The sequence below is a fragment of the Streptomyces colwelliae genome (genome assembly GCF_048158785.1).
GTDB lineage: Bacteria > Actinomycetota > Actinomycetes > Streptomycetales > Streptomycetaceae > Streptomyces.
The window spans coordinates 14,253-27,219 of the sequence record NZ_JBLTJC010000125.1 but is presented as its reverse complement, the minus strand read 5'-3'; the positions used below and the strand labels follow the sequence as shown (position 1 = coordinate 27,219).

At 69.5% G+C, this 12,967-nt stretch carries 9 protein-coding genes and 1 pseudogene; 7 read left to right on the top strand and 3 right to left on the bottom strand.

Annotated features, from left to right (window positions below; all coding sequences use genetic code 11):
• From ACNFOC_RS25215 to ACNFOC_RS25185, 7 genes and pseudogenes are all read left to right on the top strand, one after another.
• A partial coding sequence (locus ACNFOC_RS25215; protein WP_416961368.1) for a RecQ family ATP-dependent DNA helicase occupies positions 1–1,439 on the top strand: 1,439 nt, incomplete at its 5' end.
• Positions 1,440–1,677: 238 nt separating this feature from the next.
• On the top strand, positions 1,678–2,496 hold the full coding sequence (locus tag ACNFOC_RS25210; protein ID WP_416961367.1) for a lectin: 819 nt from the start codon (positions 1,678–1,680) through the stop codon (positions 2,494–2,496).
• Positions 2,497–2,597: 101 nt separating this feature from the next.
• Positions 2,598–3,740 (top strand): glycoside hydrolase family 19 protein, encoded by a 1,143-nt coding sequence (locus ACNFOC_RS25205; protein WP_416961366.1) that lies wholly within the window; start codon positions 2,598–2,600, stop codon positions 3,738–3,740.
• Between the two features lie 702 nt (positions 3,741–4,442).
• Positions 4,443–4,901 (top strand): cupin domain-containing protein, encoded by a 459-nt coding sequence (locus ACNFOC_RS25200; RefSeq protein ID WP_416961365.1) that lies wholly within the window; start codon positions 4,443–4,445, stop codon positions 4,899–4,901.
• A 108-nt stretch (positions 4,902–5,009) separates the two neighbouring features.
• Complete coding sequence (locus tag ACNFOC_RS25195) at positions 5,010–5,822, top strand: alpha/beta fold hydrolase (RefSeq protein ID WP_416961364.1); 813 nt, start codon at positions 5,010–5,012, stop codon at positions 5,820–5,822.
• Positions 5,823–5,943: 121 nt separating this feature from the next.
• Positions 5,944–6,234 (top strand): annotated as a pseudogene (locus ACNFOC_RS25190) (MFS transporter); the annotation flags it as partial.
• A 306-nt stretch (positions 6,235–6,540) separates the two neighbouring features.
• Positions 6,541–9,834: a TIM-barrel domain-containing protein gene (locus ACNFOC_RS25185; protein ID WP_521985194.1), complete on the top strand. Its 3,294-nt coding sequence runs from the start codon at positions 6,541–6,543 to the stop codon at positions 9,832–9,834.
• A 7-nt stretch (positions 9,835–9,841) separates the two neighbouring features.
• Here the strand turns inward: ACNFOC_RS25185 and ACNFOC_RS25180 are convergent, their stop codons facing one another.
• The 3 genes from ACNFOC_RS25180 to ACNFOC_RS25170 all read right to left on the bottom strand — a co-directional run bounded on the left by ACNFOC_RS25180 (position 9,842) and on the right by ACNFOC_RS25170 (position 12,801).
• Positions 9,842–11,431, bottom strand: a complete 1,590-nt coding sequence (locus tag ACNFOC_RS25180) for a flavin-containing monooxygenase (protein ID WP_416961363.1) — start codon at positions 11,429–11,431, stop codon at positions 9,842–9,844.
• Between the two features lie 2 nt (positions 11,432–11,433).
• Positions 11,434–11,898, bottom strand: a complete 465-nt coding sequence (locus ACNFOC_RS25175) for a cupin domain-containing protein (RefSeq protein ID WP_416961362.1) — start codon at positions 11,896–11,898, stop codon at positions 11,434–11,436.
• A 117-nt stretch (positions 11,899–12,015) separates the two neighbouring features.
• Positions 12,016–12,801 carry an IclR family transcriptional regulator gene (locus ACNFOC_RS25170; RefSeq protein ID WP_416961361.1) on the bottom strand — a complete coding sequence of 262 codons (786 nt, stop codon included), beginning with the start codon at positions 12,799–12,801 and terminating at the stop codon, positions 12,016–12,018.
• Between the last annotated feature and the right edge of the window lie 166 nt (positions 12,802–12,967).

Here is a 12,967-nt window from a genome sequence, read left to right as displayed (position 1 = left end):
TCGCCAAGCCGGACGTCACGGACCGGCTCGCCGCCGTCCGTCCGCGGCTGCTGGTGGTGGACGAGGCACACTGCGTGTCGTCCTGGGGGCACGACTTCCGGCCGGACTATCTACGGCTGCGCCACGCGCGCGAGCGGCTCGGCAACCCGCCGGTGCTCGCCCTGACCGCGAACGCGGCGGCCCCGGTACGGCGGGACATCGCCGAACGTCTCGACATGAACGACCCGGTGGAGATAGTGGCCGGCTTCGACCGTCCCAACATCCGCCTCGACGTGTCGGCCTTTCAGGACGCGGCCGCCAAGGAGCGGTTCGTCGTGGAACGGGCGGCCGTCGAGGAGAAGCCGGGAATCCTGTACGCGGGGACGCGGAAGGCGGCGGACAGCTACGCCGAGCAGTTGAGCGACCTCGGACTGGCCGCCGCGAGCTACCACGCGGGCCTCTCCGCCGCCGAACGCCGCCGGACCCAGGACGGGTTCAGCGCCGGTGAACTCGACGTGGTCGTGGCGACCTCGGCGTTCGGCATGGGCATCGACAAGGCGAACGTACGGTTCGTGCTGCACGCGTCCGTCCCCGGCTCGCTCGACGCCTACTACCAGGAGATCGGCCGGGCCGGCCGCGACGGCGCACCGGCCAGGGCGATCCTCGCCTACCGCACTCAGGACCTGGGCCTGCAACGCTTCTTCGCCGCAGGCGCTCCCGACGCCGACGCATTGCGCCGCGTCGCCGAGCGCCTGCGCGGCGACGCGGGCGCCGTGAGCGCGACCCGGCTCCGGGCCGACTGCGAACTCAGCGCGACGGCACTGTCGGCCGTACTGAACCTGCTGGAGGAGACCGGGACCGTCCGCACCGGACGCGACGGCAGCCGTTTCACCGGCACGGCCGACGCCGACGACGGCTCCGCGGATGACGATGTCGACGCCGTTGTGCGGAGCGCCCTCGCCCTCCACGCCAACCACCGCAAACTCGAACAGTCCCGGATCGACATGATGCGCGGATACTCCGAGACAACCGACTGCCGGCGGCAGTTCCTCCTTGGATACTTCGGTGACTCCGCCCCCGTCCCGTGCGGGGCATGCGACAACTGCACGGACCTGGTGACCGAGCCTGCGAGTGGGCTGAGGCGCAAGCGGTCCGGGGACGCCGGACAGCCGCACAAGGCGGCCGCACGCCGTCGCTGGTGGCCCCGGGCCGGTGCACGCGCGGACGCCTCAGCGGGTGCCGTCCGCTCGGCGAAGACCGTCGCACGCCCCACGGCGGACAACCACACCTACCTGCCGGGCGTCCGCGTGAGCCACGACCAGTGGGGCAAGGGCGAGGTCATGAGCGAGGGCGACGGCAAGATCACCATCCTGTTCGAGTCGGTCGGCTATCGCACCCTGTCGCTGGCCGTGGTGACCGACAGGCAGTTGCTCGTCGCTCTGCCCGAAACACCGCGCTGACACTGGATCTGTCGCGACCATTTCATGACACCTGTCACGAAACACCTGTCACGAACATCGTGAACATCGTGAACGCCACGGGAACGGACGGCGCCAGCGAATACTGCCCTGCACACACCTTGACCATATTGGTCTAGACTTTTACTTTCGAGTGGTCAATTCCCTTCGGATCGCGCCCAGTTGAGGCCTGTGCCCTCTTCCGCGTGCGCCGAACCGCTCGAAAGGGCCCGACACCCCCATGACCGCTCGTTCCCCTCTCCCCCGCATCGCGTTACGCGGCACCCCCGTCCTCGCTCTGCTGGCCCTGCTGATGGGCCTCCTCACCGCGGCGCCGGCAGCGGCGGCGACCGGGTCCGTCGCCGGCCTCGGCGGCAAGTGCCTCGACGTCGCCGGAGCCGCCTCCGCCGACGGCACACCGGTTCAGCTCTACGACTGCAACGGCACCGGCGCCCAGCAGTGGACGGTCGGTACGGACAACACCGTCCGCGCCCTGGGCAAATGCCTCGACGTCACCGGCAGCTCGACCGCCGACGGCGCCAAGATCCAGCTGTGGACCTGCACCGGCGGCGCGAACCAGCGCTGGACCGTCACCGCAGCGAACGACATCGTCAACCCGGCCTCGAACAAGTGCCTCGACGTCTCCGACAACTCCTCCACCAACGGAGCGCGCATCCAGATCTGGAGCTGCACCGGAGGCGCCAACCAGAAGTGGAACGCCCCCGCGCAACAGTCCGGGGAGCAGTGCTGGGCCACGCACTACGGTCCCCAGCCCGCCGGTGCCCTGACGGCCAGCGGCGAGGTCTTCGACAACAACGCGGACACGGCGGCCACTTCGCTCTCGCGCCAGCCCCAACTGCCTTTCGGTACAAGGGTCCAGGTCACCAATGTCGCCAACGGCCGCTCCCTGACCGTACGGATCAATGACCGCGGGACGTTCACCCAGACCCCGCAGGAACCGAAGTGCCTCGATCTGACCGACGGCGCCTTCAGCCGCCTCGGAGGCGTCCTCGACCCGGACGCCGGACACATCGTCGTCACCCAGACGGTTCTGGGCTGACGGCTGCGCCACGCCTGGCTCGCATGCCGCCCGACGCCGGCCGATCGCCCTCGGCCACCTCCACCTCCACCTCCACCTCTCAACCACAGGAGCAAAGACCCATGGTCACCCCCCACTTCACACCGAGTCTCCGCAGACTCACGGCTCTGAGCAGACCGACCCTCGTCATACTGCTCGCCGCGGTTCTCTCCGCCCTGTTCACCGTCTCCCCCGCCCGTGCGGCGGACGGCCGGATCACCGGTCTGGCCGGCAAGTGTGTCGACGTCGCCGGGGCGAACTCCGCCAACGGGACAGCCGTTCAGCTCTACGACTGCAACGGCACCAGCGCCCAGACCTGGTCCAACCCCGGTGACGGAACACTGCGCGCGCTCGGCAAGTGTCTGGACGTGACCTCCGGCGGCACGGCGGACGGCACGACGGTCCAGCTCTACGACTGCAACGGCAGCGCCGCCCAGAAGTGGGCCGTCAGCTCGGCGAACGACATCGTCAATCCGCAGGCCAACAAGTGCCTGGACGTCACAGGCAACACCTCGGCCAACGGCACACGGCTCCAGATCTGGACCTGCTCCGGCGGCGCCAACCAGAAGTGGAGCGCCCCCGCGAGCGGCGGCGGCACCACGCCCTCCGGCTTCGTCGTCAGTGAAGCCCAGTTCAACCAGATGTTCCCGAGCCGGAACGGCTTCTACACCTACCAGGGCCTGACCGCCGCCCTGTCCGCCTACCCCGGCTTCGCCAACACCGGCTCCGACACGGTCAAGAAGCAGGAGGCCGCCGCCTTCCTCGCCAACGTCAACCACGAGACCGGCGGACTGGTCTACATCGTCGAGCAGAACACCGCCAACTACCCGCACTACTGCGACGCCGGCCAGCCCTACGGCTGCCCCGCCGGACAGGCCGCCTACTACGGCCGCGGCCCCATCCAGCTGTCCTGGAACTTCAACTACAAGGCCGCGGGAGACGCCCTGGGCATCGACCTCCTCAACAACCCCTGGCTGGTGCAGAACGACTCGGCCGTCGCCTGGAAGACCGGCCTGTGGTACTGGAACACCCAGTCCGGCCCGGGCACGATGACCCCGCACAACGCCATGGTCAACGGCGCCGGCTTCGGCCAGACCATCCGCTCCATCAACGGCTCCCTGGAATGCGACGGACGCAACCCCGCGCAGGTCCAGAGCCGCGTCGACGCCTACAACCGCTTCACCTCGATCCTCGGGGTCAGCCCCGGCAGCAACCTCTACTGCTGACGCTCGTCCTCGAACACGCCTGATGCGAGGGCCGGTTCATCCGTGAACCGGCCCTCGCATCACACCTGCTCCGTCACACACGCAAGAGGGTGGGATCCGGCGCGGCTCTCTGGGATTCTCGGCGGCGTCGGCTGCCATCTGGGCCAGCGTGCGGTCGCTGATCCGGGCCGACGTTCGGTAGCCGATCCGCGCGGGTTCGTCGCCAGGCTCGGCGCCCGCGCGCTCCAGGAGGCGGGCACGCGCGGGGGGTCACTGAGCCGGGCGAAGGCGAGAACGCCGGGGGCTGCCCGGCGGCAGGCGCGGGCGTAGGCGCCCCGCACCATGTCTCCGGCCTCACCCCTGACAAGCGCGCCAGTTGCTTCGGAGAGCCAGAACGCCGAGTACGCGACAGCCCATGGCGAGGCCGCCACCAGTTCGGGCCGGCGCCCTGTCATCACCACACGGTGTGTGGAGTGGCCCACGACCACGGCCAACTCGCCTTCCGCTCTTGCCATTTCGGCACGCGCCCCTACCTCCCCATGCCAGGTGAGCCTGCCGCGCCAGACCCGCGCCCGGCCACAACTCTCGACACACACCCAGGCAGCGCCCAAACTCCAACCAACCCTCATCGTGAGAGTGGACTTGCATGAAGAGGTCGACTCGCCTACATTCATGAGAGTCAACCCCAACGAACACAGCTCGCTCTCTCGCTTGGAGCCTCAGATGACAGACGTCTCAGTGGTCGGCCCGGACGCCGGTGAGTCGATCCAACTCGGCCCGACCCGGATGCGGATCCTGGAGGACGGCACCACGACCGAACACCGCCTCGGCATCGGCGAGATCACGCTCGCCCCGCACACCGACGGTCCGCCGCAGCACCGGCACGCCCGGCACGACGAGGGCTTCTACGTCGTGTCCGGCGCGGCCCGGTTCACCGTAGGCGAGACCGTGTACGACGCGCCCGCCGGAACCCTGGTCATGATCCCGCCCGGCGCCCCACACACCTTCGCCAACCCGACCGACGGCACGACGGTCCTGCTCAACACGTTCACCCCGGACCTGTACGTCAACTACTTCCGGGACCTGCGCGACATGATCGCCGCCGGCCGACCGTTGACGCCCGAGGTGACGATCGAGGCGATGAGCCGGTACGCCACCGAGCCGTCCACCGACTTTGCCTGAGCCAAGCCCCTGCACCCATATCCCATAACTCGCCCGCCCCCGGCGGCCATTGGGCTCCCGGCACTCAACACCCAGCACCCAGCACCCGAATTGATCAAGGAGAAGCCCATGCCTACCACCACTCAGCACACCGTCAGCCTCGACGGACTCGGCCCCGTCGAGGTGTCCGTGACCGAATACGGGTCCGGGTACGGACAACCGTTCCTGCTCCTGCACGGCGGCGCCGGCCCGCAGTCGGTGACGGGGTTCGCCGAGAAGTTCGCCGCCGCTCACGACGTGCGCGTGCTGGTCCCGACCCACCCTGGCTTCGGCGGCACCGCGCGCCCCGAGGCACTGACCACCGTGTCTGCCCTGGCCTCGCTCTACAACACACTGCTCGACCAACTGACGCTGACCGACGTCACCGTCATCGGCAACTCGATCGGCGGCTGGATCACCGCCGAGATCGCGCTGCTGAAGTCGCCGCGCGTCCGCGGCATCGTCCTGATCGACGCGGTCGGGATCGAGGTGTCCGGCCATCCGGTGGCCGACTTCTTCTCCCTGACCATGGATCAGGTCTTCCGGCTCAGCTTCCACAACCCGGAGCCGTTCCGCATCGACCCCACGACCCTGCCCCCGGCGGCACAGGCGATCGCCGCGGGCAACCGCACCGCGATCTCCGTCTACGCGGGCTCCGCCATGGCCGACCCCACCCTTCTCGGACGCCTCGGGTCGTTGGAGGTCCCCACCCTCGTGCTCTGGGGCGAGAGCGACGGGATCGTCGACGTCGGCTACGGGCGCGCCTACGCCGCCGCGATCCCCATGGCCCAGTTCCAGCTACTCCCCGGGACCGGCCACTCCCCGCAGCAGGAAACCCCCGACCAGGTCATCCACGCCGTCTGGGACAGCGCCGAAACGGACTTCCCCGCCATCACCCGCTGAACCTCGACCACCCGCCCCTCGTCTCCCCTCAGCACACCGCGCCGTTCGCCGCCCAGACCGCCGGACGCGCCACACGCCAGGAACGTGCGCAACGCACCACCCCCGATCGAGGAGAACGAACATGCCGACGCACACCCCCCTGCCGAACGACACCCGTCGGCGCGCAGGGCTCGTCCTCGCGGTGTGCTGCCTGAGCCTGTTGATCACCGCCCTGGACACCACCGCCGTGAACGTGGCCCTGCCCGCCGTAGGCCACGATCTGCACGCCCCGGTGAGCGGGCTGCAGTGGACCGTCGACGGCTATACCCTCGCGGTCGCCGCCTTCATGATGCTGGCCGGATCCACCGCCGACCGGATCGGTCGGCGCCGGGTGTTCCAGGCCGGACTGGTCCTCTTCACCGGCGGCTCGCTGGCCTGATTGATGCCACATCCGCGATCCGCTACGGCGTCAAGGGCGCCTTGCGGTTGCTGGTCAGGCCCCTGCTGCGAGGGGCCTGATGGCCAACACGCGTACTACAGGAAGGAGTTCAGCACGAGGAAGTGCACACCGCCCCCATCCTCACCCACAACCCACCCAAGTGAACCAACGCGCACAGGAACCCTCAGCCGCAAGGGTTGACAACGATGTCCACCAGCGGCAGATTCCACCGGGCGCGAACGGGAACCGGCACACCTCCACCACGGGCCCAAGTGGCCCCATTCCAGGACGGAGCTGTCCGTGAGAAGACGACCGGCGATACGCAGCACGCGCTTCCCGCGAAGACGCGTCACGGTCCTCGCCCTCATCAGCACCCTCGCCGCCATGCTCGTGACCGGTACCGGAGAGGCCTCGGCGCACGCGGCGCCGAACCACCGCACCGCGTCGGTGACTTCCGGCAACGCACGTTTCCAGGTCCTGTCCCCCACCCTGATCCGCACCGAGTACGCGCAGGACGGGAAGTTCACCGACAGCGCGACGTTCAACGCGATCGGCCGCACCGCGTTCACGCCGCCCCCGTACACCTCAAGTACGTCCAACGGCTGGCTGACCATCACCACGAGCGCGGTCACCCTGAAGTACCAGGTGGATTCCGAGCCGTTCGACGCCCAGAACCTCTCCGTGCACCTGTCGGCCGGCGGGTCAGCGGTCGACGCCAGCCCGTGGCACCAGCTCACCTGCGGACTCGGTGCCCTGTGCGAGGCCGAGCAACTGGCCCGCAGCGGGCCCGGCGTCGCCTCGGACCACACCGGCTACACCGGGTCCGGTTTCCTCGCCGGTTTCGAGGGGACGGGCGACTCCGTGTCGGCCGACGTCGACGTCAGCACGGCGGGGACGTATGCGTTCGACGCTCGCTACGCCAACTCCGTCGGCGGGGACGGCCAGAACACCACCCGTACCCTCACGCTCTCGGTGGACGGCGGTGCGAGCCGCACACTGAGCCTGCCCACCACCGCGAACTGGGACACCTGGGGCCTGGCGAGCAGCGCGGTTCAACTCGGCGGCGGGCACCACACGTTGACGCTGACGAGGACCGCCGCCGACTCGGGGAGCGTCAACATCGACAGCGTCGCCCTGGTGAACCAGGGCAGCGGCTTCCCACTCACCTCCACCACCGCGATAACGAGCTGCGGATACGGCGTGAACTGCGAGGCCGAGGCCGACCGTGTCTCGGGTACGGCGATCACCGCCACCGATCACGCCGGGTACTCCGGCAGCGGGTTCCTCGCCGAACTCGACCAAGGGGCAAGCGCGTTGACCCACGTGGTCGGCGTACCGGCCGACGGCACCTACGCGTTGCAGGTCCGCTACGCCAACGCCACCGGCCGCGACGGGCTTTACCAGACCCGTACGGCGACGGTGTCCTCCGGCGGCACCACGCGGACCCTGTCACTGCCCGTCACCGGCAACTGGGACACCTGGAGCACCGCCACCGTCCCCGTCACCCTCAAGGCCGGGGCGAACGACGTCGCCATCGGCTGCCCGGACGCCGCGAGCTGTCATGTCAACCTCGACACGGCCTCCGTCACCGCACCCAACTCCCCTGCCCCGCAACCCCACTTGGCGCTCGGCGGTTACCGTCGCAGCCTCGACGGCGTCAACGGTGACAACGGCGCGCCGGCCACCACACCCGGCCTGCTCTACAAGGACGGCTGGTACCTCCTCGACGACACAGTCTCCGCCCTCTACGACACGGGCACCCACCAGGTCACCCAACGCCCCTCCCACGGCGGCACGCCGTACCAGGACGGCTACGTCTTCGGTTACGGCCACGACTACCAGCGGGCCCTCACCGACCTGTCCACCCTCACCGGCCCGCCCGAACTTCTTCCCCAATGGGCGTACGGCGTCTGGTACTCGGAGTACATCGACCGCACCGCCGCCGACTACGAGAACAGGATCCTGCCCGCCTTCCGCGCCGAAGGCGTGCCGCTCGACGTACTCGTCACCGACACGGACTTCAAGTCGCCCAACACGTGGAGCGGTTGGGAGATCGACCAGTCCAAGTTCCCTGATCCGAAGGGGTTCTTCGACTGGGCCGCCTCCCAGGGGCTGCACAACACGCTCAACATCCATCCGAGCATCCTGAGCAGCGACCCGCAGTTCGCGCAGGCCCAGGCGACCGCCAAGGGCAAGCTGCACAAGGGGGGTTGCGCCCCGGCCGCGAGCAGCGGTTCCGGTGACTGCTACACCTTCGACTGGGGCGACCCCGACCAGCTCAAGGCGTACATGGACCTGCATCAGACCATGGACCAGCAGGGCAACGACTTCTGGTGGCTGGACTGGTGCTGCGACGCCTCCCAGTCCTCGCTGCCCGGCGTCACCCCCGACGCGTGGATCAACCAGCAGTACGCCACGGACGCCGACAAGACCATCGGCCGCGGATTCGCCGTCTCCCGGGCCTATGGCTCGCTCCAGGCGGGCGGTTACAGCGGTCAGCAGGGGCTGCCCACCGGACCCTGGGCCGACAAGCGCACCACCGTCCACTTCACCGGCGACGCCTCCTCCACCTGGGGCACCTTGAAGGCCGAGGTCGGCTACACCCCGGGCGAGGCGGCCGCCACCGGCATGTCGGCGATCAGCCATGACATCGGCGGCCACAACGACACGACGAACCTGACCGGTTCGGAGACGTACACCGCCGACGGTACGACCCACACCACGCACAAACTCCCCGACGACATGTACGCCCGCTGGGTCCAGCTCGGCACCTTCCAGCCCATCGACCGCCTGCACAGCAACCACAGCGACCGGCTGCCCTGGCAGTACGGCACGGCGGCCCGCGCCTCCGCCGACAGGTTCCTCAACCTCCGCGAGAACCTGGTGCCTTACACCTACTCGCTCGCGCAGCAGGCCAACACGACCGGCGTCCCGGTCACCCGCCCGATGTACCTCCAGTACCCCAACGAGCCGCAGGCGTACGCCACTTCGGGCAGCGAGTACTTCTACGGCCCCGACATGCTCGTCGCCCCGGTCACCACGCCCGGGAGCACGGCGACGACCTCGGTGTGGTTCCCGCCGGGCAGTCAGTGGACGGACTACTTCACCGGGCAGACCTACGCCGGCGGCACCACCCAGAACATCATCTCCGGTCTCGACACCATGCCGGTGTTCGTCCGCGCGGGTGCCGTCATCCCGACCCGCACGAATGACGTCACCAGCAACGACAAGGCCCCGCTGACCAAAGCGACGCTCACCGTCGCCGCGGGCGCCTCCGGCTCCTCCACCCTCTACGAGGACGACGGGACCGTCCGCACCGGGCGCGGCCACAGCGCCGTCACGAAGATCCGGTACCGGGAGAACGGCACCCGGCACACGGTGACGATCGATCCCCCGACCGGAGCCTTCCACGGCCAGACCAAGAACCGGCAGTGGACCGTCTCCCTCCTCGGCGTCACCACCCCGGGCACCGTCCGCGTGGGTGGGGTCCAACTCCCTTCCCATGCCTACCACTTCGACAGCACGACCCGCACGCTGACTGTCACGCTCCCGGCGCGGAGCACGCGCACGCCGATCACCGTGACGTTCGGTTGATCGGCTCCTAGCCGGTCGGCACGTCCGACTGGGTCTGCCGGGTACTTCCCGGCCCGGTAGCAGCGTCCGAGCTGTCCGGGTCGGGAAGCAGGCGCAGTCGGTCCCCGTGTCCGGGCTCGATCAGCGCCAGGCGCTTGAGCAGCTTCGGGGTCAGGCGCCGGTACGCGGCCGGATTCACCGGGCCGAGCCAATGAGCGGCGCGGATCAGCGGGTTGACGTTGAGGTCCAGGTCGCCGAGTACCTCGTCGGCGTTGTGCATGGAGAAGGGGATGATCTTGGTGCCGCGGCAGTGGTGGGTGTCGGTGGCGATGTCCATGAAGGCCAGTTGCTCGACGACCGCGTGACGCATGGCCTCGGTGTCGGGTGTCGCCAGCGCGCCGGCGAGGTCGGCGGCGATCCACAGTGCGGCGATCTCGGCGTTGAGCGGGCTGAAGAAGGAGGAGTTGTAGCCGTTGAAGTACAGGCCGGGGATCCCGAGGGGCAGGATCTGGCGGTAGAGCATGAAGTTGCCGCGTTCGTCGAGGAGTTGCTCGCGCACCTTCTCGGGCAGGAACGGGACGCCCTGGGTGAAGCCGGTGGCGCAGACCACCAGGTCCGCGGGCAGCACGGTGTCGTCGGACAGGCGGGCGGAGGGCTTGCCGTCCACGACGAGGAGTTGCTCGATGGTGCGGTCCCGGCGGACCGTGATGTCGCCCGCGGTGACGGCCTCGAAGAAGCCCTCGGTCGCGAGGCCGATGGCGCCGCGCACGATGTCCTCCATCGTTCCCCGGGGCACGAGATCGAGCCGCTTGAGGCCGAGTTGGCGTATCGACACGGCGCCGATGGAGTTGATCATCCGGCGGCGCAGGCCGTTGCCGGGGCCGTGCAGGAAGCGTTCGAGGCCGCGCCGGCGGATGTACCGGAACAGCGCCTCGCCCAGGCGGGTGAGCAGCAGCATCTTGAAGTTCAGCCGGCCGCCGATCTTCCGCGGGACCTTCCACAGCAGTTGGCGTGCGATCACGTCGGTGCGGGCGGCGACCACGCTGATCGGTACGGCCACGTCGCAGGCCGACTTGCCGTAGCCGACGACCAGGACGTCGCGGTCGCGCGCCTGCTCGGCGTCGTGGAACTCGGTGCCCGCGCACACCTGACCGCCGGCCGCGGTGAACTCCGCCAGGCCGTCGAACTTCGGGACCGCCGGTTCGCAGAACACTCCATTGGCGACGACGAGTCGGTCGTAGATCTCCGTGGCATGTGTGCCCGCGGAGTCGCGGTACTCGACGCTCCACGCGCCGTCGGCGGTCGGCCCGGCCGAGAGCACCTCGGTGCTCAGGCGCAGTACGGGTTCGAGTCCGAAGTGCGCGGTGTAGTCGGCGAGGTAGGACTGGATCTGGGCGCCGTCGGGCCACTCCGGGAAGTCCGCGGGCATGGGGAAGTCGGAGAAGGAGTACTGCGCTTTCGGGCTCTGCGTGGTGACTCCCGGGTAGCGGCGGGTGCGGCTCCACACACCGCCGACGTCGGGGGTCTTGTCGAACACGTCCGTCCGGTGTCCGGCCTGCGTGAGCACCTTCGCGGTGACCAGGCCCGCGACACCGGCACCGATGATGGCGATCCTCATGATCAGCCGACCTCGGGCGGCAGTTGGAGCTCGATGCCGAAGTCGGCCATGATCTTCTTCATCAGCCCGATGTCCTTCGGGCCGGGCGGCATGTCCGCGAGCGTCTGGTAGTAGGCCTCCAGGCCGGCCGGCGAGACGACGGAGATGACGCGGGACTCCTCCTGGTAGGGGTTGCGGAAGGCGTGGATCACGTCGCGCGGCAGGTAGAGGTAGTCGCCGTGTTCGAGGACGAAGTCCTTGCCGCCGAGGTGCACGTCGAGCCGTCCGGCCAGACAGATGAAGGACTCGTCCTCACGGGTGTGCAGGTGGGGCGGCGGCCCGTCGGTCTCCGGCGGGACCGTGTACTCGAACAGCGAGTACGCGTCGTGTGTCGCGGCACCGTCCGCCTTGAGGGTGATGCCCAGCCCGATCGCCGCGATCTTGTGTCCGTCGCGGGAGGGCAGCATGTAGCCACCGCCTAGAGTCACCGTCGTCTCCTTCCGGTCGCCACCGTGGCCGACCGGCCACGGCGCTGGTCTGCTGCGCCCAGCGTGGGTTCGGCACGGTCGGTGCGCAACGATCCAGTCCCACCGGCTGGGACTTTTTCAACGACGGTTGCTGTAGGCCCGCGAGGCGGCCGCGGCGGCGAGCCGTACGGCGGGCCCTGCCCGGTCGGCGCGGACCAGGGCGGTGGGCCCGGTGACGGACAGGGCCGCGGCGACCCCGCCGTCCGGGCCGAAGATCGGGGCGGCGACGCAGCTCACGCCGATGTTTCCCTCCTCGCGCTCCACCGCCCAGCCCCTGGCCGGCACGGCGGTCAGCTCGCGGATCACCGCTTCCTTGCTGGTCAGCGTGCGCGGGTTGCGCGGCGGCATTCCGGCGTCGAGTACGGCGTCGATGGTCGCGGCCTCGCTGTAGGCGAGGATCGCCCGGCCCAGCGCCGAGCAGTACGCCGGGACGATCCCGCCGACCTGGGAGAGCATCGGCATGGGGCGGTGGCCGGTGATCTTCTCGACGACGAGGATCTGCGCGCCCTCCAGGACGCCGAGCTGCACGGTGGTCCTGGTCGCGCTGTGCAGGTCCTGGAGGTAGGGCAGCACGGCCTCGCGCAGTTCGAGCCGGATCGGCACCAGGCTCGCGATCTCGAACAGCCGGTTGCCGATCCGGTAGTGGCCCTTGGGTTTGTCCAGCCAGCCGAGCCGGATCATCCGGTCCGCGGTGCGGTGGGTGGTCGACCGGGGCAGCCCGCAGCGGGCCACGAGCGCGGAGAGGGTCAGCTCGCGGTGCGCCGCGTCGAAGGCGCCGAGGATCGCCGCCGCGCGCTCCAGGCCCGATGCCTCGGCTCTGCCGTCCCGCGCAGTGGGACTCGTCCCTTGTTCCCCGGGGGTCATGGCGGTCACGCTAAGGCTGTCCCCGCCCGGCGGACAAGCGGGCAGGGCAAGGGCTCGGCCACGACTGCCCCGACCGGAGGACACGGCCGGGGCTCGGGCACGGCTGTCCCGACCAGCGGACTAGGCGAGAACTCAGGCACGGCCGGCTGTCCCGACCGGCGGACAG

Coding starts and splice junctions, on each gene's coding strand:
- ACNFOC_RS25210 (WP_416961367.1), top strand. CDS start 1,678: ATGACCGCTCGTTCCCCTCTCCCCCGCATCGCGTTACGCGGCACCCCC.
- ACNFOC_RS25205 (WP_416961366.1), top strand. CDS start 2,598: ATGGTCACCCCCCACTTCACACCGAGTCTCCGCAGACTCACGGCTCTG.
- ACNFOC_RS25200 (WP_416961365.1), top strand. CDS start 4,443: ATGACAGACGTCTCAGTGGTCGGCCCGGACGCCGGTGAGTCGATCCAA.
- ACNFOC_RS25195 (WP_416961364.1), top strand. CDS start 5,010: ATGCCTACCACCACTCAGCACACCGTCAGCCTCGACGGACTCGGCCCC.
- ACNFOC_RS25180 (WP_416961363.1), bottom strand. CDS start 11,431: ATGAGGATCGCCATCATCGGTGCCGGTGTCGCGGGCCTGGTCACCGCG.
- ACNFOC_RS25170 (WP_416961361.1), bottom strand. CDS start 12,801: ATGACCCCCGGGGAACAAGGGACGAGTCCCACTGCGCGGGACGGCAGA.